General features: G+C 71.7%; 24 protein-coding genes. 10 read left to right on the plus strand and 14 right to left on the minus strand.

Annotation, left to right across the window (positions count from 1 at the left end; translation table 11 throughout):
* Positions 1-105: 105 nt before the first annotated feature.
* From ACGF3H_RS05410 to clpS, 3 genes are all read right to left on the minus strand, one after another.
* Positions 106-1,533 (minus strand): amino acid permease, encoded by a 1,428-nt coding sequence (locus ACGF3H_RS05410; RefSeq protein WP_362499083.1) that lies wholly within the window; start codon positions 1,531-1,533, stop codon positions 106-108.
* A gap of 350 nt (positions 1,534-1,883) precedes the next feature.
* Entirely contained in the window at positions 1,884-2,498 is a 615-nt protein-coding gene (locus ACGF3H_RS05415; RefSeq protein WP_362499086.1) for a DUF2017 domain-containing protein, read from the minus strand.
* A 41-nt stretch (positions 2,499-2,539) separates the two neighbouring features.
* Positions 2,540-2,857: an ATP-dependent Clp protease adapter ClpS gene (clpS, locus tag ACGF3H_RS05420; protein WP_003975895.1), complete on the minus strand. Its 318-nt coding sequence runs from the start codon at positions 2,855-2,857 to the stop codon at positions 2,540-2,542.
* Between the two features lie 97 nt (positions 2,858-2,954).
* Between clpS and ACGF3H_RS05425 the strand changes: the two genes are divergently transcribed.
* The gene (locus ACGF3H_RS05425) at positions 2,955-4,301 is read left to right on the plus strand and encodes a nicotinate phosphoribosyltransferase (RefSeq protein ID WP_362499089.1); all 1,347 of its coding nucleotides are present in this window, start codon (positions 2,955-2,957) and stop codon (positions 4,299-4,301) included.
* A 96-nt stretch (positions 4,302-4,397) separates the two neighbouring features.
* Positions 4,398-4,985, plus strand: a complete 588-nt coding sequence (locus ACGF3H_RS05430; protein ID WP_362499092.1) for a nicotinamidase — start codon at positions 4,398-4,400, stop codon at positions 4,983-4,985.
* A 9-nt stretch (positions 4,986-4,994) separates the two neighbouring features.
* On the opposite strand, the gene ACGF3H_RS05435 is transcribed toward ACGF3H_RS05430, so the two are convergent.
* Positions 4,995-5,321 (minus strand): hypothetical protein, encoded by a 327-nt coding sequence (locus tag ACGF3H_RS05435; protein WP_362499095.1) that lies wholly within the window; start codon positions 5,319-5,321, stop codon positions 4,995-4,997.
* 134 nt (positions 5,322-5,455) lie between these two features.
* Positions 5,456-7,807, minus strand: a complete 2,352-nt coding sequence (locus tag ACGF3H_RS05440) for an immune inhibitor A domain-containing protein (protein WP_362499098.1) — start codon at positions 7,805-7,807, stop codon at positions 5,456-5,458.
* Between the two features lie 397 nt (positions 7,808-8,204).
* Here ACGF3H_RS05440 and ACGF3H_RS05445 point away from each other — a divergent pair, with 397 nt between their 5' ends.
* On the plus strand, positions 8,205-8,489 hold the full coding sequence (locus ACGF3H_RS05445; protein WP_393582474.1) for a hypothetical protein: 285 nt from the start codon (positions 8,205-8,207) through the stop codon (positions 8,487-8,489).
* Between the two features lie 18 nt (positions 8,490-8,507).
* On the opposite strand, the gene ACGF3H_RS05450 is transcribed toward ACGF3H_RS05445, so the two are convergent.
* Positions 8,508-9,209, minus strand: coding sequence for an RDD family protein (locus ACGF3H_RS05450; protein ID WP_362497257.1), 702 nt, complete (start codon positions 9,207-9,209; stop codon positions 8,508-8,510).
* Positions 9,210-9,489: 280 nt separating this feature from the next.
* Complete coding sequence (locus ACGF3H_RS05455; protein WP_362497260.1) at positions 9,490-11,211, minus strand: RDD family protein; 1,722 nt, start codon at positions 11,209-11,211, stop codon at positions 9,490-9,492.
* Positions 11,212-11,484: 273 nt separating this feature from the next.
* On the opposite strand from ACGF3H_RS05455, the gene ACGF3H_RS05460 reads away from it, so the two are divergent.
* Positions 11,485-11,898, plus strand: a complete 414-nt coding sequence (locus tag ACGF3H_RS05460) for an SsgA family sporulation/cell division regulator (RefSeq protein ID WP_362497263.1) — start codon at positions 11,485-11,487, stop codon at positions 11,896-11,898.
* A 13-nt stretch (positions 11,899-11,911) separates the two neighbouring features.
* On the opposite strand, the gene ACGF3H_RS05465 is transcribed toward ACGF3H_RS05460, so the two are convergent.
* Positions 11,912-13,336 (minus strand): FAD-linked oxidase C-terminal domain-containing protein, encoded by a 1,425-nt coding sequence (locus tag ACGF3H_RS05465; protein WP_362497265.1) that lies wholly within the window; start codon positions 13,334-13,336, stop codon positions 11,912-11,914.
* 92 nt (positions 13,337-13,428) lie between these two features.
* On the opposite strand from ACGF3H_RS05465, the gene ACGF3H_RS05470 reads away from it, so the two are divergent.
* Complete coding sequence (locus tag ACGF3H_RS05470; protein ID WP_362497268.1) at positions 13,429-14,838, plus strand: tetratricopeptide repeat protein; 1,410 nt, start codon at positions 13,429-13,431, stop codon at positions 14,836-14,838.
* A gap of 13 nt (positions 14,839-14,851) precedes the next feature.
* Here ACGF3H_RS05470 and hppD read toward each other — a convergent pair whose 3' ends face one another.
* On the minus strand, positions 14,852-15,997 hold the full coding sequence (gene hppD / locus ACGF3H_RS05475) for a 4-hydroxyphenylpyruvate dioxygenase (protein ID WP_362497271.1): 1,146 nt from the start codon (positions 15,995-15,997) through the stop codon (positions 14,852-14,854).
* Between the two features lie 126 nt (positions 15,998-16,123).
* On the opposite strand from hppD, the gene ACGF3H_RS05480 reads away from it, so the two are divergent.
* From ACGF3H_RS05480 to ACGF3H_RS05500, 5 genes are read left to right on the plus strand one after another with little or no spacing between them, the layout of a single operon-like run.
* The gene (locus ACGF3H_RS05480; protein ID WP_362497274.1) at positions 16,124-16,609 is read left to right on the plus strand and encodes an Lrp/AsnC family transcriptional regulator; all 486 of its coding nucleotides are present in this window, start codon (positions 16,124-16,126) and stop codon (positions 16,607-16,609) included.
* A gap of 28 nt (positions 16,610-16,637) precedes the next feature.
* Entirely contained in the window at positions 16,638-17,285 is a 648-nt protein-coding gene (locus ACGF3H_RS05485; protein WP_362497277.1) for an ABC transporter permease, read from the plus strand.
* Entirely contained in the window at positions 17,278-18,561 is a 1,284-nt protein-coding gene (locus ACGF3H_RS05490) for a betaine/proline/choline family ABC transporter ATP-binding protein (RefSeq protein WP_393816457.1), read from the plus strand. The genes ACGF3H_RS05485 and ACGF3H_RS05490 overlap by 8 nt, the downstream gene beginning before the upstream one ends.
* Positions 18,558-19,412 carry an ABC transporter permease gene (locus ACGF3H_RS05495; protein ID WP_362497280.1) on the plus strand — a complete coding sequence of 285 codons (855 nt, stop codon included), beginning with the start codon at positions 18,558-18,560 and terminating at the stop codon, positions 19,410-19,412. The genes ACGF3H_RS05490 and ACGF3H_RS05495 overlap by 4 nt, the downstream gene beginning before the upstream one ends.
* Complete coding sequence (locus ACGF3H_RS05500) at positions 19,409-20,374, plus strand: glycine betaine ABC transporter substrate-binding protein (protein WP_362497283.1); 966 nt, start codon at positions 19,409-19,411, stop codon at positions 20,372-20,374. The genes ACGF3H_RS05495 and ACGF3H_RS05500 overlap by 4 nt, the downstream gene beginning before the upstream one ends.
* Before the next feature lie 7 nt (positions 20,375-20,381).
* Here the strand turns inward: ACGF3H_RS05500 and ACGF3H_RS05505 are convergent, their stop codons facing one another.
* The 5 genes from ACGF3H_RS05505 to ACGF3H_RS05525 all read right to left on the minus strand — a co-directional run bounded on the left by ACGF3H_RS05505 (position 20,382) and on the right by ACGF3H_RS05525 (position 24,911).
* The gene (locus tag ACGF3H_RS05505; RefSeq protein ID WP_362497286.1) at positions 20,382-21,173 is read right to left on the minus strand and encodes a S16 family serine protease; all 792 of its coding nucleotides are present in this window, start codon (positions 21,171-21,173) and stop codon (positions 20,382-20,384) included.
* A 290-nt stretch (positions 21,174-21,463) separates the two neighbouring features.
* Positions 21,464-22,114: an IclR family transcriptional regulator gene (locus ACGF3H_RS05510; RefSeq protein ID WP_239766312.1), complete on the minus strand. Its 651-nt coding sequence runs from the start codon at positions 22,112-22,114 to the stop codon at positions 21,464-21,466.
* 300 nt (positions 22,115-22,414) lie between these two features.
* Positions 22,415-24,211 carry a DEAD/DEAH box helicase gene (locus ACGF3H_RS05515; RefSeq protein WP_350722591.1) on the minus strand — a complete coding sequence of 599 codons (1,797 nt, stop codon included), beginning with the start codon at positions 24,209-24,211 and terminating at the stop codon, positions 22,415-22,417.
* Between the two features lie 125 nt (positions 24,212-24,336).
* Positions 24,337-24,714 (minus strand): type II toxin-antitoxin system death-on-curing family toxin, encoded by a 378-nt coding sequence (locus tag ACGF3H_RS05520; protein WP_362497290.1) that lies wholly within the window; start codon positions 24,712-24,714, stop codon positions 24,337-24,339.
* Positions 24,711-24,911 carry a ribbon-helix-helix protein, CopG family gene (locus tag ACGF3H_RS05525; RefSeq protein ID WP_016826066.1) on the minus strand — a complete coding sequence of 67 codons (201 nt, stop codon included), beginning with the start codon at positions 24,909-24,911 and terminating at the stop codon, positions 24,711-24,713. Before ACGF3H_RS05525 ends, ACGF3H_RS05520 begins: the two co-directional genes overlap by 4 nt.
* Positions 24,912-24,952 lie beyond the last annotated feature (41 nt).

Raw genomic sequence — 24,952 nt, forward strand, 5'->3', positions numbered from 1 at the left:
ATGCCGGACATCCTGAGCGGCGGCCCTTCCGGGGTGCCACGAGCAGCCCGTGCGGCCGGACGTCCGGGGTGCGCGCGAAGGCGCTGGTCAGCGAGGGTGCGGCGGTCAGCCGACCTTCTCGAACTCCGGCTCGCCGCGGCGCTCGGTGACCTGCGGGTTGCGGGCCTTGAGCACGAACCAGCCGATGCCCAGGGCGGCGGCCCAGCCGGCCATGACGTACAGACAGATCCTGGAGTCGGCGTCGTAGGCGATGAGGCCGGTGACGAAGAGCAGGAAGGCGATGGCGACGTAGGAGAAGACCGAGCCGCCCGGCGCCGGGAAGGAGGAGGCGGGCAGGCGGCCCGCGACGACCTGGCGGCGGTAGCGGACGTGGCTGACCAGGATCATCAGCCAGGTCCAGATGCCGGCCGCGGTGGCGACGGAGGTGACGTAGCCGAAGGCCTTCTCCGGGACGATGTAGTTCAGCACGACGCCGATGCCCATGAAGACGACCGAGACCGTGATGCCGAACGCCGGGGTCTTGGTCGACGACAGCCGGCTGAAGACCTTGGGCGCCTCGCCGTTGTCGGCGAGGGTGCGCAGCATGCGGCCCGTGGAGTACATGCCGGAGTTGCAGGAGGACAGGGCGGCGGTGAGCACGACGAAGTTGACGATGCCGGCGCCGGCCGGGATGCCGATGACCGAGAAGGCCTTCACGAAGGGGCTGACGCCCTCGGCGAACTCGGTCCACTTCACGACGGCCAGGATGACGGTGAGGGCGCCGACGTAGAACAGCGCGATGCGCCAGGGCAGGGTGTTGATCGCCTTCGGGAGGGTCTTCTCCGGGTTCTCGGACTCGCCGGCGGTGACGCCGACCAGCTCGACGGCGAGGTAGGCGAACATGACGCCCTGGAGGGTCATCAGGGACGAGCCGATGCCCTTGGGGAAGAAGCCGTCGAACTCCCACAGGTTGGAGACGGCGGCGGTGTCGCCGGCCTGGCTGAAGCCGAGGGTGAGCACGCCGACGCCGATGACGATCATGCCGATGATGGCGGTGACCTTGACCATCGAGAACCAGAACTCGATCTCGCCGAAGAGCTTGACCGAGATCAGGTTGGCGGCGAACAGCACGACCAGGAAGACCAGGGCGGAGACCCACTGCGGGATGTCCGGGAACCAGTAGTGGATGTAGATGGCGGCGGCGGTGAGCTCCGCCATGCCGGTGACCACCCACATCAGCCAGTACGTCCAGCCGGTGAAGTAGCCGAAGAAGGGACCGAGGAACTCGCGCGAGTACTCGGCGAAGGAGCCCGAGACCGGACGGTAGAGCAGGAGCTCGCCGAGCGCCCGCATGATGAAGAAGATGATCACACCCGCGAGGGCGTACATGAGGATGATGCTGGGGCCGGCCTTGGCGATGTTGGCCCCGGCTCCCAGGAAGAGGCCGACGCCGATGGCGCCGCCGATCGCGATCATCTGGACCTGGCGGCTGCCGAGACCGCGCTCGTACCCCTCTTCGGGGGCCTTCTCCGTGTCGACCTGCGCAGAGGTCATGTGTGGTGCGCCTTTCTCCATGCCGACCCGGGCCTGTCGTCGGCCTCGGATCGGGTCTCGATCCCCCCGGATGATGGAGCTGAGCGGGCCTCGCGTCCCGCTCGTGCCTGGCCGGCGGTCCGCCGGCTCGGTGGCGCACCCGGCCGAACATTCGGGTGGTGTTCGCCGGGCGGTCGTGAAGATTTACCACGGCCGCAGCACTGATCACAGGGGGCCCCTGTGACGTGTCACACAAACAGAAGCGGACAAAAGGCGCCCGAGATGGGCAAGAAGGGCACTGCTTTGACAGGATCGTTATCCGGATTTGAGACTCCGCTGAGCGGACAGACGAGCCTCGCGATCGGGACCGATCAGGGCATAAGGGTCGCGACGAGGGTCTCCTGGAGCCCTCCGAGCCACAGATAGGCCATGACCATGGGCTTGCGCGGGTCCTCGTCGGGCAGCCGGTAGAGCAGGTCGGAGTCGTCCTCGTCGGCGATCTCCAGCCGGGAGCCGATCGCCAGGCGCAGGTCGTTCAGGGCGCCCAGCCACTGCCGCGACTCGCCCGGCGACAGCTTCAGCACCGCCCCGTCCTCGCCCGCCGACGCGGACGCGGACGCGAGGGCGTCCAGGGCGCGGATCACCGCGAGGGCGTTCTCGCGCTTGCCGGCGCGCAGGTCGTTCTCGGTGTAGCGGCGGAACTCGGCGGAGTGCGCGCGCTGCTCCTCGGCCTCCCGGGCCTGCGGGGTGCCCTCGGGGTCGCCGTAGGCGTCCGGGAACAGGCGGCGCAGCACCGGGTCGGAGGGCGGCTCGCTGGGCCCCTCGGCGAAGAGCTCGGCGAGCGGGTCGTCGGAGGCGTCCTCGGCGGGGCCGGGGCCGATCAGCTCCAGGAGCTGGACCGCGAGCGAACGGATGATGGAGATCTCGACGTCGTCGAGGGCGACGGCCGCGCCGCCGCCGGGGAGCGGTTCGAACTGTCCTGGCATGGAGGTGATTCAGCTGCTTCCGTCCTGCGGGCGGGCGTCGGTCATTTCCGGTCCTGCTGGAGCGTGGCCCACAGGCCGTAGCCGTGCATGGCCTGCACGTCCCGTTCCATCTCCTCGCGGCTGCCGCTGGAGACGACCGCCCGGCCCTTGTGATGGACGTCCATCATGAGCTTGGTGGCCTTGTCCTTGGAGTAGCCGAAGTACGACTGGAAGACGTACGTCACGTAGCTCATGAGGTTGACGGGATCGTTGTGCACGATCGTCACCCAGGGCACGTCGGGTTCGGGTACGGCGAAGACCTCCTCCGCCGACTCGGTCTTCTCGATCTCCATGGGTGCGGCTGCCGTCACACAGCCCATGCTGCCACCACAGGGGGGCAGCCGCACAAACCGGCCTGTGCGCCGCGCCACTCACCCATAAATCGTCAGACTGACGAAATGGGGGTACGATCCTGCCATGAACACAGCGGACCTTGGGCTGCCGGTGGACGTTCCCTCGACGGCACTCTTCACGGACCAGTACGAGCTGACCATGCTCCGAGCCGCCCTGAAGGCGGGCACGGCCGGACGGCGGAGCGTGTTCGAGGTCTTCACCAGGCGACTGCCGAACGGGCGCCGCTACGGCGTCGTGGCGGGCACCGGACGGGTATTGGACGCGGTGGAGAACTTCCGCTTCGACGCCGGTGTCCTGCGCTTCCTGCGCGAGAAGGACATCGTCGACGGCGAGACCCTGGACTGGCTCGCCGACTACCGCTTCAGCGGCGACATCTGGGGCTACCCGGAGGGCGAGGTGTACTTCCCCGGCTCGCCGATCATGCGGGTCGAGGGGACCTTCGGCGAGTGCGTGCTCCTGGAGACGGTGCTCCTGTCCATCCTCAACCACGACTCGGCGATCGCCGCCGCCGCCTCCCGCATGGCGTCCGCCGCCGGTGACCGGCCGCTGATCGAGATGGGCGCCCGCCGCACCCACGAGCTGGCCGCGGTCGCCGCCGCCCGCTCCGCCTACGTCGGCGGCTTCGCGACCACCTCCGACCTGGCCGCCGGGTTCCGCTACAACATCCCCACCGTCGGCACCTCCGCCCACGCCTTCACCCTGCTGCACGACACCGAGCGCGACGCCTTCCGCGCCCAGGTGGACGCCCTCGGCCGGGACACGACGCTGCTCGTGGACACCTACGACGTCGCCGAGGCCGTCCGCACGGCCGTGGAGGCGGCCGGGCCCGAGCTGGGCGCCGTGCGCATCGACTCCGGCGACCTGCTGCTGGTCGCGCACCGGGTGCGGCAGCAGCTCGACGAGCTGGGCGCCACCGAGACGAAGATCGTCGTCACCTCCGACCTGGATGAGTACGCCATCGCCTCGCTGGCGGCGGCGCCGGTGGACGCGTACGGCGTCGGCACCCAGCTGGTGACCGGGTCCGGGCACCCCACGGCCTCGATGGTCTACAAGCTCGTCGCCCGCGCCGAGTCCGGCGACGCCGGGGCACCGCTGGTGCCGGTGGCCAAGAAGTCCAGCGGCGGCAAGACCTCCATCGGCGGCCGCAAGTGGGCCGCCCGGCGCCTGGACTCCTACGGCTACGCCGAGGCCGAGGTCGTCGGCACCGGGCCGGTCCCCGCCGACCTCGCCGACCGGCAGCTCCTGGTCCGGCTGGTCGAGGACGGCGAGGTCGTCGCCCGCGAGCCGCTGGACGTCGCCCGGGACCGGCACGCCGCCGCCCGCGCCAACCTGCCGCTGTCCGCGACCCAGCTCTCCCGGGGGGAACCCGTCATTCCGACGGAGTACCACCACGGGGGCTCGGGTAGCTAATGCTGGTGCGACGCGAAAAGGCCCGCACCGTCCGCCCCGCACCGTCCCCCCTGCCCCCGCCGACCCCGTAGCCGCCCCAGTCGAAGGACACCGACCATGCGCCGCGCCTTGATCGTCGTAGACGTGCAGAACGACTTCTGCGAGGGAGGCAGCCTCGCCGTGACCGGCGGTGCCGACGTGGCGGCCGCCATCACCGAGCTGATCGGGCAGGCGCCCGCCGGCTACCGCCACGTCGTGGCCACCCGCGACCACCACATAGCGCCGGGCGGCCACTTCGCCGACAACCCCGACTACGTCCACTCCTGGCCGGCGCACTGCGTGGCCGGCACGGAGGGCGTCGGCTTCCACCCGAACTTCGCCCCCGCCGTCGCCTCCGGCGCCATCGACGCCGTCTTCGACAAGGGGGCGTACTCGGCGGCCTACAGCGGCTTCGAGGGCACCGACGAGAACGGCGCGACGCTCGCCGACTGGCTGCGGGACCGGCAGATCGACGAGGTCGACGTCGTCGGCATCGCCACCGACCACTGCGTCCGGGCCACCGCGCTGGACGCCGCCCGGGAGGGCTTCCGCACGCAGGTGCTCCTCGACCTGACCGCCGGAGTCGCCCCGGAGACGACCGAGCGGGCGCTGGAGGAGCTGCGGCGGGCGGGCGTGGAGCTGTCGGGCAAGCCCGTCGTCCAGTAGGGGGCGCGCCTAGGGCGTGGCCGTCGGGCGCCTGAGCAGCGCCCGGATCGGGTGCCACAGCTCCTGGACGAGGTCGCCGCCCACGGGAGCCGTGCGCCATATCAGGCCGTCGGGGTGGTGCAGGACCGCCGTGATCTCGTCCGGTGTGGGCGGCGCGGCGTTGCCCCGCAGGTAGACCGCGCGCAGGCCCAGGTTGCGCAGCCTGGTCAGGGCGCGCGCCCGGTTCTGGGCGTGGACGAGCACGCGCACGCTGCCCTCGGCGGCGGCGGGGCTGGGCAGGTTCAGTGCCACCACCACCGTGCCGTTCGGCAGCTTGCAGAAGCCTCCTGCGGCCATGCGGTCATACCCCCGTGTCGGTCGGTGCGGGTTCCGGTGTCAATAAGAGAGCCACAGGACGCACCTAAACACGGATCGGCGGCGACCCGCCAGGGGGTCGCCGCCGATCATGCGCTGACCTGCGCAGATACTATTTACCTACCTGCGGAGCCCACCTCGAGCTCGATCGTCGAGCCGTCCTTGGCCTCCTTGAGGATCTTGATCTGCGTGTTGGTGTCAGTGATCTTGACACCGCCGGTCGGGTTCGCCGGGTCGTAGTAGGTGTTCTTGCGGTCGTTGAAGACCGAGACGCCCTTCGAGCCCGGGAAGTACTTGGCCACGTCCGCCTTGTGCAGCGTGATCGCGTCCGTGCGGTACAGGCTGAACGGCGAGTCGTACGCCTGGATGCGGTTGCGCAGCAGGGTGCCGTCCTTCCACGTCATCGCGGTCGGGTGCGAGTCGATCGGCAGGACCAGGCCGGTGCCGGGGTGCTGGCTGGTGTTGTTGTCCGCCTGGGAGGTGTCCCACTTCCAGATCAGCAGGCCGTTCTGGTACGGGTAGTGCTCCACCCAGTCCGGACGGTCCGTGAAGCCGAAGTTGTACGGGCCGGTCTTCAGCGTCTTGTCGTACGACACGTACTGCCGGTTCTCGGCGACGTAGTACTGCGCGTAGTCCTTGGCGAAGGACGCGCCCTGACGGGTGAAGCCCTTGGCGGTCCACGCGGCGTCCGCCGTCTCGGCGTCGTCGGAGAAGAGCACCGCGCCGTCGGCCGTCACCGTGATCTCGTCGGCGGTGAAGCCCTTCATGGCCAGGCCGCCGTCGGTCTGGTAGCGGAAGCGCAGGTCGATCTTCTTGCCGGCGTACGCGTCCAGCGGGTAGACGAGCTTGCCGTAGGCGTCGACGGAGGCGCTCAGGGCCGGCTTGTCGCTGCCGTCGCGCTCGATCGGCCGGCCGTCGAACGTGCCGTCCAGGGCCGTCCAGTTGGCGCCGCCGTCGGTGGACACCTCGGTGTAGAGGTAGTCGTAGTTCGCCTCGATGTCGTACCAGGCGTCGAGGGTGAGGGCGGCCGACGTCTTGCCGGTGAGGTCGACGCTGCGGGTCAGCGTGTTCTTGAGGTCGTCACCGCTGCCGCTCCACCACTGGGTCTGGCCCTGCGCGGGGGGAACGATCTCGGTGGTGACCTCCTTCTTCGGCAGCTCGACGACCAGGCCCTGCTTGTGCTTGGTGTTGTACTCGGCCACGCCCAGCTTGTGCCAGGAGTTGACGCCCGCCTTGGCGGTGTCGTAGTTCAGCCACCCGAGCTGGAGCTTGTCCCAGGCGTTCATGTCGCCGGGCAGGTCGCCGATCTCGTTGCGGCCGGTGCCGAGCCAGGAGCCGGACGACATGAGCGTCCAGAAGCCGGTGGAGTTGTCGCCGCCCGCGGTGTCGTAGTGGTCCGGCAGGCCGAGGTCGTGGCCGTACTCGTGGGCGTAGACGCCCAGTCCGCCGTTCTCCGGCTGGATGGTGTAGTCGCCGACCCAGACGCCGGTGGAGCCGATCTGCGCGCCGCCGAGCTTGTTCTCGGACGGGCCGGTGGCGCCGGCGTCGGTGCCGAAGGCGTACCAGCGGTGGGCCCAGATCGCGTCGGTGCCCTGGACGCCGCCGCCCGCGGACTCGTCCTCGCCGGCGTGGACGATCTGGAAGTGGTCGATGTAGCCGTCGGGCTCGTTGAAGTCGCCGTCGCCGTCGAAGTCGTAGCGGTCCCACTCGTCGAAGCGGGCGACGTCGGCCTTGATCTGTGCGTCGGTGCGGCCGGCGGCCTTCTGCTGGGCGACCCAGGCGTTCAGGCCGTCGCTGACGACGTTCCACACGCTCGGGCAGTTGGTGTCGCCGCAGGCGTTGTTGCCGTAACGGGCCTCGTTGTAGGGGACCTTGACCCAGTCGGACACCTCGCCGTCGACCGAGTAGCGGCCCGAGGACTGCTTCTCGTAGTACGTCTTGACGGAGTTGACGCCCGTGCCGGAACCGAAGTAGAGGTCCTGGAAGTGCTGCTGGTCGTAGTCCTCCTGCCAGGCCGTGGAGTTGTCCGTCCTGCGGTTCGGCTTGGCTATCTGGTTGTGCAGCGGGCCGGCGTCGCCGCCGTAGCGGCTGTCGACCTTGTCGCCGAACTCGACCAGGATGGTGAAGATCTTGTCGGTCTTCTCCCGGCCCAGCTCGACGTACTTGGCGTCGCCCTTCTTGCTCTTGAGCTGGACGACGTTGGAGCCGTCCTTCTTCTTCACCGAGGCCTTGCCGGCGATGACCTGGTTCAGCGCCTCCTGGCGCTGGGCCTCCTGGGTCTTGCTGAGGGGGCCGTCGAGGTCGTGCGAGTCCATACCCTTGGCCGGGTGGGGGTCGTTGCCCTCCGAGGCCGCCGGGCGGACGGGCGCGTCCGCGTACGCCATGGTGGCGGCGGAGAGCGTGGCACCCGCCGCGGCGAGCGCGACGGCGGTGGCCGCCGTTCTGAACGTCCAGGATCTACTGGTCACTTGAGTTCCTCCCCCGCGTGCACGCGCGCGGATCGGGGGACCCAGGACATGGCAAAGTCCGCGCACACGTGATCAACGCGTGTAGTCAAGTGACGACATTTGACTAGAGGTTCACGCGAAAAGACAGACCTTGACTTGAGCAGGACAAGTGCACTATGCGGAGCCGTGGTTCGCTTTGCGGACACCGTCCGCGGCCCGCGGGCGCGTGGGACGGGTCCCGTGTCCGACACCATGAATCCGTGCGCCCCCCGTGCATCTGCCCTGTCTGCCAGGTCACGCTTACTGTTTGTTCCACTCGGGCACACAGCCCGTTAGAGTCGTTTGGCGGAACGCCCGGGGTCGGCGGAAAGCCAGGCCGACAGCCGGTCCTACCCACAGATTGCCTTCCGAGGACACGATGGCCATGCCCCGTCCGACTGCCGCCCAGTTCGTCTACGGTTCGTGCACCGTGATCGTCTCGACGCTCGCCATGCTGCTGCTGTCACGGACGAGTTCGGGTCCGGGAGTCGCGGTCGTCGCCGTCGCCGCCCTCGCCCTCGGCCTGCTGGTCGCCATGACGGTTCCGCTGCCGAGGACCCGCCCGGTCTCCGCGGTGCGGCCCGCCGCGGCCGAGGAACCGGTGCCGGCCGCCTCCCGGGTCCACGCGGGGGCCGGCGAGACGGTGCGGGGCCGGGCCGCCTGACCGCGGACCCGGCGGCCCTCAACGGGTGCTGACCTCCACCGTCTTGGCCGCCTTGTCGTGCAGGCCCTGCTTGAACGGCTTGTCGAAGAAGCTCCAGCCGCCCGCGATGATCGTCCACACGCAGGCGCAGCAGAACGCGAACGGGATCCACAGCACGAGGGCCCGGATCAGCGAGGTCTGCACGGAGGGCGTGGCGCCGTTGTCCAGGTTGGCCACCCGCATGCCGAGCCACTTCTTGCCGAGCGTCTGACCGTTGCGGGCGATCATGTAGGTGTCGTAGGCGACGTAGAGCACGGCGGCGATCAGCGACTGCCCGAAGGACTTGCCGGCCGAGACCTGGTCGCCGTCGACCTGGTACTCCTGGACGTCGAACGCCCAGCTGAGCAGCCAGACCACGATGCCCACGAGGATCATGTCGATGATGCGGGCGAGGGTGCGGCGGCCGCTGTCCGCGAGCGGCGGCATGCCGGCCAGCGGGTCGGAGGGGTAGGAACCGCCGCCGTAGGGGTCACCGCCGTAAGGACCCCCGCCGCCGCCGTAAGGACCCCCTCCGCCCGGGCCGCCGCCGGGGGGCGGAGGTTCGCCGCCTCCGTACGGCGGAGGGTTGTCGTACGGCGAGCCCGAGCCGCCCGGGCCCGGACCGGGGGGTGGGGGCGGCTTCCTGAACGGGTCGTCCTCGGGCGGCTGCCCGCCGGGGCCGTTGGGCGGTTCGCTGCTCATGGCCCGAGTGGATACCGGGCACTTTTCCGGCGCATCCGGCGAGGGGCCGTCCGGTGGACGGGGGTGCGACGTTCGGCGGACGGGGGTGGGCCGTTCGGGGTGGGGGCGCGGGTCTCTTCGGCGGGTGCGGGTGCGTGGGGGCCGGTCGCGCAGTTCCCCGCGCCCCTTTCAAGGGCGTTCAGCGCACCTACCTCAAGGGGCGCGGGGAACTGCGCGAGCCACCACGACGCACCCGCGCCCGACCGCGCGACGGACGCCCCCACGGCCCCCGCCCGGCGAGCTACCCCGCGACGAACGTGCCGGCCGCCTTGTCGTGCCAGCACTGGTGCCACGGCCGGTCGAACAGGCACCACGCGACGCCGACGATCCCGACGGCGAGGAGGCCGGGGACGCTGTAGACCAGCCAGCGGCGCAGCGCGGCGCCGAAGGACGGGGGTTCGTGGGCCTCGATGTCCCGCACCTCGAGACCCAGCAGCTTCTTGCCCAGGGTGCGGCCCCACTTGGCGGTGGGCAGCGTCTCGTAGACGACGCCGAAGAGCAGCAGGACGGCCAGCACGATGCCCAGGTACGTGCCCGTCGTGCCGTCGAGCAGCCAGACGGTGACGGTCTCGCCGGAGAGCTTCGCCGCGTCGATCTTGTCGTTGACGTGGTCGATCGCCTTGGTGCCGAGGGGTACGGCCGCCACGGCGGTGACGCCCGCCAGGACGACGGTGTCGATCAGCCGGGCGGCCAGCCGCTTGCCGAGCCCGGCGGGGCGGGCCGCGGCCTGGCGCCGGGCGGCGGCCTGGAACACGTCGTCGACGGGCGGCTTCCAGGGCGCGACGGGCTGCTCGTCCCCGCCCGCCCCGGCGAGCTGGTGCACCTGCTGCGCCCAGGAGGACTGCCCTCCGCCGGGACCGACGGCGACCGGGGCCGAGGCGGCGGGCTGCGGCTGGGACTGGACGGGGCGGGGCTGGGGAGCGGCGGTCTGCCGGGGGACGCCGGGCCCTGCCGGGCCGCCCGCGTGCTGCGGACCGGAGAGCGCCGTCGGGCCGGCCGCGGGAGCCTGCTGGGGGCCCGCCGTGCCCTGGACGGCGGCCCGGGCGGCGGCCTTGCCCGCGGCGAAGCCGGGGCCGCCCGTGGCGGGTGCGTCGGGGGTGCCGGTCGCCGCGCGCGGCGGGACGGCGCGGAAGGTGATGGTGCCCTCGTCGGCCGCGGGGGCGGCCTGCGGGCCGGCCGTCGGGCGGCGGAAGACGAAGGTGCTGCCGGCTCCGCCCTCCGCGTCGGCGGGTGCGCCGCCCGCCTGGGCTCCGGCGGCCCCGGACGGGCCGTCGGACCGGGCGACGCGCCCGTCGGCGGAGCCGTCACCGGCGCCCTGACCGGCAGCCGAATCCCCGAACGCCGCTGCACCGGCGGCCCCGGCCGCGGAGGCGGCGGAACCTGCGTCCCCGTACGCCTGCCCGGCACCGGCAGCCCCGTAGCCCTGGCGGGAACCGGCGGACCCGGTGGCGGGCCGGTCGGTCGGGGAGGGTCCGTGCGCCGGTGCGGTGCCGGTGGGCCCGGTCTGGGCCGGGAGCGCCGAGTCCGCGGGTGACCGGCCGGAGGCCCCCGCCCCCGCCCCGCCGCCGGGCCCGGACCGTGCGTGCGGCACCCTCGGGTCGGCCCCCTGGGCGTCGGGCCACGCGGCGCGCCCGCTCCCGGGCTGCCCCGCCCGGCCGTCGCCCCAGGCGGCGGCGGGCTCCGGACGGCTGCCGTGCTGTGCCGCGGCACCGGCGGGCGGCTCCTCGGCCGGGTCCTCGTCGAAGAAGTGCGGCCCGGTCTCCTCCACGGAGGCCACCGCGGGCGCCGCGGGCCGCACGCCGGGCGGCGGTGCGAGCGGCTCACCGTCCTTGGGCGCCGGCCGGCTGGTACCGGCCACCCATGAGGCACCGTTCCAGTACCGGACGTATCCAGGAATGGACGGGTCCGGGTAATACCCTTCGCGGGGCCTGTCGTCACCGGGGGCCGGGGTTGGGGCGCTCATGTCCGTCGTCCGGTATCTGCTCGGGGATGGTTCGGGGGGCCTCCACATCTATCAGACGGACGCAACCCGTACGGCCAGTCCCGCCGTACCCACCCCTTTCCGGGCAACCTCGTGCACGGACCTTCACGCGCACGAGCGGTCCGGCGGCGTGGGGAGGACACCGGAGAAAAGTTCCGCGAACCCGCGTAACGCCCGCGGCCGAGGCCGCTCTCCCTCGTACGGGCCCGCTCCGGGCGGCCCGTGACGGACCGTACGAGAGAGGACCCATCCGCCATGCACACCACCGTCGTGGAGCGCGAGCTGGAGCTGAGGCTCGTCCTGTCGCCCGAGGACAGCGTCCCGGTCGCGGCCAGGCTCACCTACCTCGCCGACGACCCCTACGCCGTGCACGTCGCCTTCCACATCGACTCCGACCACCCGGTGCGGTGGACGTTCGCCCGCGAACTCCTGGTGGAGGGGGTGTTCCGGCCGTGCGGGCACGGGGACGTGCGGGTGTGGCCGGTCAAGGCCGACGGCCGCGGCGTCGTCCTGATGGCACTGAGCAGCCCGGACGGAGACGCCCTGCTGGAGGCGCCGTCGGCGCAGGTGTCGGCCTGGCTGGAGCGGACCCTGCGGGCGGTGCCGCCGGGCACCGAGGGCGCGCGGCTCGGTCTGGACGACGGGCTGGCCGAGCTGCTCGCCCGGTAGCCCGGTCGGGACGTCAGAACAGCTTGCCCGGGTTGAGGATGCCGAGCGGGTCGAAGACCTGTTTGACGGCCCGCTGCATCTCCAGTCCCACCGGGCCGATCTCGCGCGCCAGCCACTCCTTCTTCAGCACGCCCACACCGTGCTCGCCGGTGATGGTGCCGCCGAGTTCCAGTCCGAGGGCCATGATCTCGTCGAAGGACTCACGGGCGCGCCGCGACTCGTCCGGGTCCGCCGCGTCGAAGCAGACGGTGGGGTGGGTGTTGCCGTCGCCCGCGTGGCAGCAGACGCCGATGGTGAGGTCGTACTTCGCGGCGACGCGTTCGATGCCCTCCAGCATGTCGCCGAGCCGGGAGCGCGGCACGCACACGTCGTCGATCATCGTCGTGCCCTTCACCGCCTCCAGGGCCGTGAGGGACAGGCGCCGGGCCTGGAGGAGCAGTTCGGACTCGGCCACGTCGTCGGCGGGGACCACCTGCGTGGCGCCGGCGGCCTCGCACAGCGCGCCGACGGCGGCCAGGTCGGCGGCCGGGTCGGCGGTGTCGAAGGCGGCGAGCAGGAGGGCCTCGGTGGTCTCCGGCAGACCCATGTGGGCGAGGTCGTTGACCGCCTTGACGGTCGTACGGTCCATCAGTTCGAGGAGGGACGGGACGTGTCCGCCCTCCATGATCCGGCAGATCGCGTCGCAGGCGGCGGACGCGGAGGCGAACTCGGCGGCCAGCACGAGCTGCTCGGGCGGCTCGGGCCGCAGCGCGAGGACGGCCCGGACGACGATGCCGAGGGAGCCCTCGGAGCCGACGAACAGGCGGGTGAGGTCGTATCCGGCGACGCCCTTGGCGGTGCGGCGGCCCGTGGACATCAGGCGGCCGTCGGCGAGGACGACGTCCAGGCCGAGGACGTACTCGGCGGTCACCCCGTACTTGACGCAGCACAGGCCGCCGGAGGCGGTGCCGATGTTGCCGCCGATCGTGCACATCTCCCAGCTGGAGGGGTCGGGCGGGTAGTACAGCCCGTGCTCGCCGACCGCGCGGGAGAGCGTGGCGTTGACGACGCCCGGTTCGACGACGGCGACGCGGTCGACCGGGCTGATCTCCAGGATGCGGTCCATCTTGGTCAGGGAGAGGACCACGCAGCCGTCGGTGGCGTTGGCGCCGCCGGACAGGCCGGTGCGGGCGCCCTGCGGGACGACGGGGACGCGCAGCGCCGTCGCGGTCCGCATGACGTGCTGCACCTCCTCCACGGTGCGCGGCAGGACGACCACGGCGGGGGCGCCGGCCGGGCAGAAGCTCGCCATGTCGTTGGCGTACGAGGCCGTGACGTCGGGGTCGGTGAGGACGGCCTCGGCGGGCAGGCCGGCGAGCAGCCGGTCGACGAGGGTGCCGGTGACCGCCGTGGCTGCGTCGTCTTCGTCGCGAGGCGCTTCGATACGGCTCATGATCACAGCGTCGCACCCGGGGCCATCGGTGTGAACCCCGTCGACGGCACCCTTCGCCTGTGCCGGTGTGCTCGTCGTACTGGCGCACAGTGAGCGCCATGGACTTCCAGACGTCGAGCGTCCTGCCGGGTCCGCGGAAGCGGCGCGTGCACCGGGTGCTGATCGCCTCCGCCGCCGGCTGCGTGGTCCTCGGCGGGGTGCTGGTGCTGCTGCCGGGGGAACGGGGCTCCGCTCCCCCGCCCGCGCCCGGCCCGGCGGTGCTGGCGCGCGGTGCGGTCACCGGTGGGGCACCGGCCGCGCTGGGGGACCTCGCGGCGCTGATCGGTGACCGGGAGAAGCATCTGCGGGCGCATCCGCTGGACGCGCCGTCGTGGGCACTGCTGGGCGCGGCCTACGTGGAGCAGGGCCGGCGGACCGCGGACGCCGCGAACTGGCCGAAGGCGGAGAAGGCGCTGCGTACGTCGCTGAAGGTGGGTGCGCGGAGCGATCCGCAGGCCCTGGAGTCGCTGGCGGCGCTCGCGGTGGAGCGGCGGGACTTCGCCGCGGCGGAGAAGTGGGGCGAGAGCGCGCTGAAGCTGGCGCCGAAGCGGTGGACGACGCAGGCGGTGCTGATCGACGCGTACACCGGGCTCGGTGACCACGAGGCCGTGGGGAAGGCCCTGGACCGGATGAGAAAGCTGCGTCCGGGCCTGCCCGCCGTGCGGGCGCGGGCCGCCGCCGTCTACCGGGACCGGGGCTGGCGGGAGGACGCGGCGGCGCAGATCTCCGACGCGGCGGCCGCCGCCGGGGCGCCGGCCGAGCGGGCGGCGTACCTGGAGCAGGCCGGGCGGCTGGCGTTCGAGCGCGGGGACCGCGAGGGAGCGCTGCGGTACTTCCGGGAGGCGCTGCGCACCGACCCCGACGAGCGGGCCGCGCGGGCTGGGGAGGGCAGGGCCCTGGCGGCGCTGGGGCGGACGACGGAGGCGCTGACCGCCTACCGGGCCGCGCTGGCCGAGCGGCCGTGCCCGCAGTACGCGCTGGAGCTGGGCGAGCTGTACCAGTCGCTGGGGCTGGGGCAGCCGGCGCGGGTCCAGTACGACCTGGTGCGGGAGCGGGTGCGGCGCGCCGAGGCGGCGGGGGCGGACGAGGACCTGGTGATGGGGCGGTTCGAGGCGGACCACGGGGACGCGGAGGCGGCCGTGGAGCGGCTGGAGTCCGAGTGGGAGCGGCAGCCGGCGATCGCGGTGGCCGACGCGCTGGGCTGGGCGCTGCACCGGACCGGTGACCACGAGGAGGCGCTGCGGTTCGCGGAGATCGCGACGGACGGCGAGCACGGCGGGGTGCGCAGCGCCCCGTACCTGTTCCACCAGGGCATGATCGAGCGGGCGCTGGAGCGGCACGGGCCCGCGCGCCGGCATCTGCGGGAGGCGCTGATGGTCAACCCGTACTTCTCCCCGCTGCGGGCGGCGGAGGCCCGGCGGGCGCTGGCGGAGCTGGGCGAGCCCTCCGTGGAGGACCCGCCCGGGTAGCCGCTCGCGGCCGTCAGAGGTTGCCGCGCTTCTCCTGCTCGCGCTCGATCGCCTCGAACAGGGCCTTGAAGTTGCCCTTGCCGAAGCCCATCGAGCCGTGGCGTTCGATCATCTCGAAGAAGACGGTCGGACGGTCCTGGACCGGCTTGGTGAAGATCTGCAGCAGGTAGCCGTCCTCGTCGCGGTCGACGAGGATCTTGAGCTCCCGCAGGATCTCGACCGGTACGCGGGTCTCGCCGGCCCACTCGCCGAGCGTGTCGTAGTACGAGTCGGGCGTGTCCAGGAACTCGACGCCGGCCGCCTTCATCGTGCGCACGGACTGCACGATGTCGTTGGTGTTCAGCGCGATGTGCTGGACGCCGGCGCCGCCGTAGAACTCCAGGTACTCGTCGATCTGGGACTTCTTCTTGGCGACGGCGGGCTCGTTGATCGGGAACTTGACCTTGAGCGTGCCGTCGGCGACGACCTTGGACATCAGCGCGCTGTACTCGGTGGCGATGTCGTCGCCCACGAACTCCTTCATGTTCGTGAAGCCCATGACCTTGTTGTAGAAGCCGACCCACTCGTTCATGCGGCCGAGTTCGACGTTGCCGACGCAGTGGTCCACGGCCTGGAAGGTGCGCTGCGCGGGCGGCTCGACGATCGGCCGGGCGGTGGCGTAGCCGGGCAGGTAGGGGCCGTCGTAGCCGGTGCGCTCGACCAGGGTGTGGCGGGTCTCGCCGTAGGTGGCGATGGCGGCGAGGACGACGGTGCCGTGCTCGTCCTTGACCTCGTAGGGCTCCGCGATCGAGCGGGCGCCGTGCTCGACGGCGTAGGCGTGGGCGGCGCGCGCGTCCGGGACCTCGATGGCGAGGTCGACGACGCCGTCGCCGTGCTCGGCCACGTGCTGGGCGAGGAAGCGGCCCCACTCGGTGGCCGGTTTGATCACCGAGGTGAACACGAAGCGGGCGGAGCCGTTCTCCAGGACGTAGCTGGCTGTCTCGCGGCTGCCGTTCTCCGGTCCGGAGTAGGCGACCAGCCGCATGCCGAAGGCCGTGGAGTAGTAGTGCGCGGCCTGCTTGGCGTTGCCCACGGCGAAGACGACCGCGTCCATTCCCTTGACCGGGAAGGGGTCGGCCTGCCGGGCGGTGTCGGGAGTGTGGTGTGTGGTCTGCGTCATAGCCGCAGGGTCTCCCGCGTCCGCAAGGTGCGCAATAGTTTGCGTTTTCACTGGGCACCCTGCCCAGTCGGACGCCGGTCGCGGCGGGCGATCTGTACAGGATGACCAGCCGGGAGGGGCGCGGGGATGGGGATCGACCGACTGGACGGGCGGATCATCGGGCTGCTGGCGCGGGAGCCCCGGATCGGGGTGCTGGAGATGTCCCGGCGGCTGGGGGTGGCGCGCGGCACGGCGCAGGCGCGGCTGGACCGGCTTCAGTCGAACGGAGTCATCCGCGGATTCGGTCCGGAGGTGGACCCGGCGGCGCTCGGCTACCCGGTGACGGCGTTCGCGACGCTGGAGATCCGGCAGGGTCAAGGTCCCGACGTCCGGGCGCACTTGGCGAGCGTGCCGGAGGTGCTGGAGCTGCACACCACGACCGGTACCGGTGACATGCTGTGCCGGCTGGTGGCCCGCTCGAACGCCGATCTCCAACGGGTGATCGACCGGGTTGTCGGTTTTGATGGCATCGTCCGGGCCGCCACGGCGATCGTGATGGAGAACCCGGTTCCGCTGCGGATCATCCCGCTGGTGGAGCAGGCGGCCGAGGACCGCGACCGACGACGTGAGTGAGACCGGCCGACCGCGGAGGTGAGCGGACGTGAACTTCTGGGAGTTCCTCGCCAGCCGTCACCAGCAGCTGCTCACCGACGCCTACCAGCACGCCAGTGCCGTCTTCCAGTGCATGGTGGTGGCGACGCTGATCGGGGTGCTGATCGGTGTCGTCACCTATCGCAGCGAGTGGGCGGGGAACCTGGCGACGCTCACCACCGCGACGATCCTGACCATTCCGTCCCTGGCGATGATCGGTCTGCTCATCCCGGTGGTCGGGCTGGGCGTCCCGCCGACGGTGACCGCGCTGACCCTGTACGGGCTGCTGCCCATCGTGCGCAACGCGATCGTCGGGCTGCGCGGCGTCGACCCGGCGCTGGTGGACGCGGCCAAGGGCATCGGGATGTCGCGGACGGCGCGGCTGCTGCGGGTGGAGCTGCCGCTGGCCTGGCCGCCGATCCTGACCGGCATCCGGGTCTCGACGCAGATGCTGATGGGCATCGCGGCGATCGCCGCGTTCGCCTCCGGGCCCGGCCTCGGCAACGAGATCTTCCGCGGGATCGCGTCGCTGGGCAGCAAGAACGCGCTCAACCAGGTGCTCGCGGGCACGCTCGGCATCATCGTCCTGGCCCTGCTGTTCGACGCCGCCTACGTGCTGCTGGGCCGGCTGACCATCTCCCGGGGGATCCGTGTCTGAGACGTCCGAGACCACCTCCGCCGACGCGCCGGACACCCCGGGCACCACGGGCGCGACGGGCGCGACCATCGAGCTGGAGAACCTGACCAAGCGGTATCCCGGCAGCCAGGTGCCCGCCGTGGACAACGTCTCCATGGAGATCAAGGCGGGCGAGACGGTCATCTTCGTCGGCCCGTCGGGCTGCGGGAAGTCCACGACGCTGAAGATGATCAACCGGCTGATCGAGCCGAGCGGCGGACGCATCCGCATCGACGGCGAGGACGTCACCGACATCGACCCGGTGAAACTGCGCCGGAAGGTCGGTTACGCGATCCAGTCCTCCGGTCTCTTCCCGCACATGACCGTCGCCCAGAACATCGGGCTGGTGCCCCGGATGATCGGCTGGCCCAAGGCGCGGATCCGCTCCCGGGTGGAGGAGATGCTCGACCTGGTCGGGCTGGACCCCGGGGAGTTCCACGACCGCTATCCCCGCCAGCTGTCCGGCGGTCAGCAGCAGCGGGTCGGCGTGGCCCGGGCGCTGGCGGCCGATCCGCCGGTGCTGCTGATGGACGAGCCGTTCGGCGCGGTCGACCCGATCACCCGGGACCACCTCCAGGACGAGCTGATCCGGCTCCAGCACGAGCTGCACAAGACCATCGTCTTCGTCACCCACGACTTCGACGAGGCGATCAAGCTGGGCGACCGGATCGCCGTGCTGCGCGAGCAGTCCCACATCGCCCAGTTCGACACCCCGGAGGCGATCCTCACCAACCCGGCCGACGACTTCGTCTCCGGTTTCGTGGGTGCCGGTGCCGCGCTGAAGCGGCTGAACCTGACCCGGGTGCGGGACGTGGAGATCACCGACTACCCGACGGTGACCGTGGAGGACCCGCTCCAGCACATCTTCGACCGGCTGCGGGCGGGCGGCACCAACGAGATCCTGCTGCTGGACCGGCGCGGCCGCCCCTACAAGTGGCTGCGGCGGGGCGACCTGATGCGGGCCAAGGGCTCGCTCGCCCGGGCCGGGACGCTGGTCAGCGACACGGTGACCCGGGACGCGACGCTGCGGGACGCCCTGGAGGCGGTGCTCACCGACAACGCCGGCCGGGTCGCGGTCACCGGGCGGCGGGGCGAGTACACGGGCGTCGTCGACATGGAGACGCTGATGAACTCGGTGCAGGAGCTGCTGGAGGCCGACCGGCTGGACGCTCTGGAGCACCGCCACGACCTGGAGGAGGCCCGGGCCGAGCGGACGCACACCGAGCAGGAGGGCTTCGGAGGGGCGGCGAAGGCGTGAGTGCACCGACGGGCCGGCGTGACGAGGACGGGAGCGAGGGGGCGCTCACCGCCCCGGACGACGGCGACAGCGAGCACGAGCCCCGCCCGCCCGAGCCCGGGGCGGCGAGCGCCCCGCGGGTCACCTGGCGGAAGCTGACCGTGCTGCCGGTGGTGCTCGTCCTGGTGCTGCTCGCGACCTGGCTGTGGTTCCGGCAGGCGTCCCTGGACGCGCTCAGCGAGAACGCCCTGGCACGCGGCGCGGTCACCAAGGCCCTGTGGCAGCACATCCAGCTGACCGCGATCTCCACGTTCTTCGTGCTGATCATCGCCATTCCGCTGGGGATCCTCCTGACCCGCAGGACGTTCCGGAAGGCCACCCCGGTGGCGATGGCCTTCGCCAACATGGGCCAGGCGACCCCGGCACTGGGTCTGCTGGCCCTGCTGGTGATCTGGCTCGGCATCGGCCGCCGGTCGGCGCTGATCGGCATCATCATCTACGCGATCCTGCCGGTGCTCTCCAACACCATCGCGGGCCTGAAGGCCAACGACCCGACGCTGCTGGAGGCGGCCCGCGGCATCGGCATGTCCCCCACGGGCGTGCTCACCCGGGTGGAGCTGCCGCTGGCCGTCCCGCTGATCCTGGCCGGGGTGCGCACCGCCCTGGTGCTGAACGTCGGAACGGCGACGCTCGCCGTGTTCGGGGGCGGCGGCGGCCTCGGCGTCCTGATCACCACCGGCATCACCAGCCAGCGCATGCCGGTGCTCGTGCTGGGCTCCGTCCTCACCGTCGCCCTGGCGCTGCTGGTGGACTGGCTGGCCTCGCTCGCCGAGCTGCTGCTGCGGCCCCGCGGCCTGGAGGTGGGCACATGAGGCGGCGTACGTGCCTGCTGGCCGCGGCGGTCCTGGTGGCCGCCTCCGGCTGCGGCCTGACCAGCGGCTCCCCCATGGTGGACGACGTCAAGCCCGGCACGGTCGGGCGGGGCCGGCCCCTGGAGGGCGCCGACCTCACCGTCGTCTCCAAGGAGTTCACCGAGCAGCTGATCCTCGGCGCGATCATGGGCATCGCCTTCGAGGCGGCGGGCGCGAACGTGCTGGACCGCACCGGCATCCAGGGCTCCGTCGGCACCCGCGCGGCGGTGGAGAACGGTGACGGGGACGCCACGTACGAGTACACGGGCACCGCCTGGATCACCTACCTCGGCAACAGCGAGCCGATCCCCGATCCGCGGCAGCAGTGGGAGGCGGTGAAGGACGCGGACGCAAAGAAGGGGCTGACGTGGCTGCCGCCGGCGCCGATGAACAACACCTACGCGCTGGCGATGAACCAGGCCAACTACCGCAAGTACCGCACCAGGACGCTGTCGCAGGTGGCGGAGCTGTCCGAGAAGGACCCCGCCGCCGTGACGCTGTGCGTGGAGGGCGAGTTCGCCAACCGCGCGGACGGCCTGCCGGGCCTGGAGAAGGCGTACGGGATGAGCATCCCGCAGCGGAACATCACCCAGATGGACACCGGGATCATCTACACGCAGACGGCGAAGGGCGCCTGCACCTACGGCGAGGTGTTCACCACCGACGGGCGGATCAAGTCGATGAACCTGGTGGTGATGGCGGACGACAAGAAGTTCTTCCCGAACTACAACGCCGCGCCCATGGTCAGGACCGCCACCCTGAAGAAGTGGCCGGCGATCGCGTCCGTCCTCGCGCCCGTCACCAAGGCGCTGGACAACGACGTCGCGCAGACCCTGAACGCGAAGGTCGACGTCGACGGTGAGGACCCGCACCAGGTGGCGCTGGACTGGATGAAGGAGAAGGGCTTCGTGAAGGAGGGCTGAGCGCGGCTCAGCAGGAGGGGACCTCGCCCCTGCCCGAGTTCAGCGCCCGCAGCGCGTCGACCGCGCCCTTCAGAGAGGTCACCGGGACCAGCCGCAGCCCCGCGGGCAGCTCGGCCTGCGCGTCCGAGCACTCGTCCTTCGGCACCAGGAAGACGGTGGCACCGTCCCGCCGGGCCGCCTGCGTCTTCAGCGGCACCCCGCCGACGGCGCCGACCTTGCCGCCGGCGCTGATCGTGCCGGTGCCGGCGATGTTCCGGCCGCCGGTCAGGTCGCCACCGCTGCCGTCGCCGGCCAGCTTGTCGACGATGCCGAGGGAGAGCAGCAGGCCGGCGCTGGGGCCGCCGACGTCCCCGAGGTCCAGCTGGACGTTCACGTCGGACGGGTCGAGATCCAGGTAGTCCAGCGCGGCCGTCGTCGCCGTGTCCTGGGACTCCCGCATCTGGTTCAGGTTGTACTTCTCGATCTCCTTGACGTCGTCGCCCTCGGGGTAGACGGCGTCCCGGGGCATGACCGCCCGGTCGGTGTCGAACCAGTTGCCCAGCACGTCACCGAGGGAGACCCGCGCGTCGGGGCCGGTCGCCACGATCGTCGTCATCCGCAGCTGGCCCGCGGTGTCCCGGGTCGGCGCGCCCGAGATGGTGATCACCTCGTCGCCCTGGTACGTCGCGAGCACGTTCGCCGTCGACCCCGGCTGCGCGACGGAGAACGGCAGGGGCGCGAACACCGCGGTGGCGAACAGCCCCACGACGGGCAGGGCACAGACGGCGACAGCCTTGGGCCGCGAGAGACGAGAAAGCACGAGGCAAATCTAACGTGCGCCCGCGGCCACGCTGCCGCGGGCAGCCGCGGAAGCCACCGCAGCTACGGGCAGTCGTGCCTCCCCCAGTGCCTGAACGGCCTGGGAGGTACCCCCTGGGGCGGCACGGGTGGGCGCAGCGGCACCCCGGCAGCGCCGGGCAACGCGACCCACCCGGCCCGCACCGGCGCCGTCGGCGCAGTGGCAGCGCCGGGCCACGCGAACCCGCCCCGCGGTCCGCGAACACGCCGGGCGCAGGCCCCCGAAGACGCCCCGCCCAGCCGACGGCCACGTCACCGCAGCGCCTCCGCCACCTCCCGCGCCGCCTCCATCACCCGCGTCCCCACCCGCTCCGGCACCACCTCGGACAGCATCACGACCCCCACGCTGCCCTCCACCCCCGTCACCCCGAGCAGCGGCGCCGCGGCCCCGCAGGCCCCCGCCTCCAGCTCCCCGTGCGTCAGCGTGTACCCGGGCCCGGGCTCCGCCACGGCGACCTTCTGCCGGGCGGACAGGATCGCCTTCCCCGCGGCCCCCCGCTCCAGCGGATGCCGGAACCCGGCCCGATAGGCCACGTGGTAGTCCGTCCAGGTCGGCTCGACGACGGCCACGGCGAGCGCCTCCGCCCCGTCCACCAGCGTCAGATGGGCGGTCGCCCCGATGTCCTCGGCCAGCGACCGCAGCGCCGGCATCGCCGCCTCGCGCACCAGCGGGTGCACCTGGCGGCCAAGCCCCAGCACCCCCAGCCCGACCCGGGCACGTCCGCCCAGGTCACGGCGTACCAGCGCGTGCTGCTCCAGCGTGGCGAGCAACCGGTACACAACGGTCCGGTTGACGCCCAGTTTGTGGGACAGCTCGGTGACGGTCAGCCCGTGGTCCGTATCGGCCAGCAGTTTGAGGACACGCAGTCCCCGGTCGAGCGTCTGAGAGGTCTCCGCGGTCACGACGCCCACTCCTTAGTGGTGAGGTCGGCGGTCCCCTCGCGGCGGATGCGTCACCGAGTCCCGTCGGTCACGCGCTTCAGAGGCCGCCGATCGGCTGACGGCCCGGCCTTGTGCCCGGGCCCAGTCGCTTCACGGCTGCGCTCCGCGGCGGCGCTGCCACGGGGCGTGCGTAGCGGGACAGTAGCGAGCCGGTCCGCTCAGCGGAAGGCTCCGTCCAGAATCCGGTCAGTAACCTGCGGAAACCGACCGTGTTTGTCCCCATACGTACAGCACGCGCTGTGGTTCACTCACCCCGCCGTGTCACTTCATGCGCGTCGCCCACTCCTGCACCTTGGCGATGCGCTGGCGCAGTTGCCCGGCGGTGGCCTCGGCGCTGGGCGGGCCGCCGCACACGCGGCGCAGCTCGGTGTGGATCACGCCGTGGGGCTTGCCGCTCTGGTGGACGTAGGCGCCGACCATGGTGTTGAGCTGCTTGCGCAGCTCCATCATCTCCTTGTGCGAGACGACCGGGCGCCGTTCGGCGGGCAGTTCGAGCAGGTCGGCCTCGTCGTCGGGCTTCTTGCGGCTGTGCGCGATCTGCCGCGCCTGCCGCTTCTGGAGCAGCAGTTGCACCTGGTCGGGCTCCAGCAGCCCGGGGATGCCGAGGTAGTCCTGCTCCTCCTCGCTCCCCGGGTGGGCCTGCATGCCGAACTCGGCCCCGTTGTACATGACCCGGTCGAAGACGGCGTCGGACTCCAGCGCCTCGAAGGGCAGCATGTCCTGCTCGCCGGTGTCCTCGTCCTGCTCCCGGTTCGCCTCGTCCATCTCCTTCTCGGACTCGGCGTAGGGGTCCTCCTCACCCTCCTTCTTGGGCTTGTCGAGGACGTGGTCGCGCTCGCGCTCCATCTCGTTGGCGAAGGTGAGCAGGTCGGGCACGGTCGGCAGGAAGACGGACGCGGTCTCGCCGCGCCGCCGGGACCGTACGAAGCGGCCGACGGCCTGCGCGAAGAACAGCGGCGTCGAGATCGTCGTGGCGTACACGCCGACCGCCAGCCGCGGGACGTCCACGCCCTCGGACACCATGCGGACGGCGACCATCCACCGGTCGGTGCTCTGGCTGAACGCGTCGATGTTCTTGGAGGCGCCGGTGTCGTCGGAGAGCACGACGGTGGCCTTGCTGCCGGTGATCTCCCGGATCAGCTTGGCGTAGGCGCGGGCGGAGTCCTGGTCCGCGGCGATGACGAGGGCGCCGGCGTCCGGGATGGCCTTCCTGACCTCGGTGAGCCGCTGGTCGGCGGCGCGCAGCACGGCCGGCATCCACTCGCCGCGCGGGTCAAGCGCGGTGCGCCACGCCTGGCTGACGGCGTCCTTGGTCATGGGCTCGCCGAGCCGGGCGGCGATCTCGTCGCCGGCCTTGGTGCGCCAGCGCATGTTGCCGCTGTAGCTCATGAAGATGACGGGGCGCACGACGCCGTCGGCGAGCGCGGACCCGTAGCCGTACGTGTAGTCGGCGGCGGAGCGGCGGATGCCGTCGTTGCCCTCCTCGTACGTGACGAAGGGGATCGGGTTGGTGTCGGACCGGAAGGGCGTACCCGTCAGGGCGAGGCGCCGGGTGGCCGGCTCGAAGGCCTCCAGACAGGCCTCGCCCCAGGACTTGGAGTCGCCGGCGTGGTGGATCTCGTCGAGGATCACGAGGGTCTTGCGCTGCTCGACGCGGTTGCGGTGCAGCATGGGCCGGACGCCGACACCGGCGTACGTGATGGCGATGCCCTGGTACTCGCGGCTGAGCGGGCCCGCGCTGTACTCGGGGTCGAGTTTGATGCCTATCCGGGCCGCGGCCTCCGCCCACTGCTTCTTCAGGTGCTCGGTGGGCGCGACCACGGTCACCTGCTGCACGACGTGGTGGTGCAGCAGCCAGGACGCCAGCGTCAGCGCGAACGTCGTCTTTCCGGCGCCGGGGGTGGCAACCGCCAGGAAGTCCCGGGGCTGCTCCTGGAGGTACTTCTCCATCGCCCCCTGCTGCCAGGCCCGCAGCTTGCTGGCGGTGCCCCACGGGGCGCGGCCGGGGAAGGCCGGGGAGAGGTGGTGCGAAGGGCTGGAGCTGGCGGTGGTAGTCACGGTCTCCGAAGGGGGTAGAACGGCTCGGCCACGTATGACAACCGGGCCACCCTACCGGCGGCCGGGAGGTGCCCCGCCCGGACGGGGCCGGGGCGGGGCGGGGTGGGACCGAGGTCACACCGAGGTCAGGACAGGTCTCGCAGCGCCTCGGAAATGACCTTGATCTCGTCCTCCGCGCCAGTGGCCACCGCGATGACCAAGCGCTCGGCGGCGTCGATGTCCGGACGCAGCTCGACACCGTTCATCGCCAGGAAAACGACGCACGAGGTCCACGCCGTTCGCTTGTTGCCGTCGACGAAGGGGTGGTTCACCGCGAGTGACTGCAGCAGCGCCGCGGCCTTGCCGAACAGGTCCGCGTACGCCTCCTGCCCGAACATGGCCGCCGCCGGACGGTGCACGGCCGACTCCAGCAGTCCGGCGTCGCGTACGACGACGTTCTGGTCGTCGACGGCGAGATCGGCGATGACGAGGACGTCCTCCGCCGACAAGTAGACGCAGGTCACTTGAGGCGCTCCAGCAACTCGGCCCATTTCGCGGTCTGCTCCTTGGCGGCCTTGCGGACGAGAGCCTCGTGCGCCGTGCGGGCCAGGTAGTCGTCCACGGCTCGGAGCAGTATCGCGTGCATGCTGACCCCCTCCTCCTCGGCGCGCAGCTTCAGGGCTTCCGTCTGGTCGTCGCGAAGACGCAGGTTCATGGCCATACCAAAACGGTACCACCAGGCTGGGGTCAGTCTGGTACCAG

It is taken from the genome of Streptomyces sp. NPDC048185 (assembly GCF_043202495.1).
Lineage (GTDB): Bacteria > Actinomycetota > Actinomycetes > Streptomycetales > Streptomycetaceae > Streptomyces.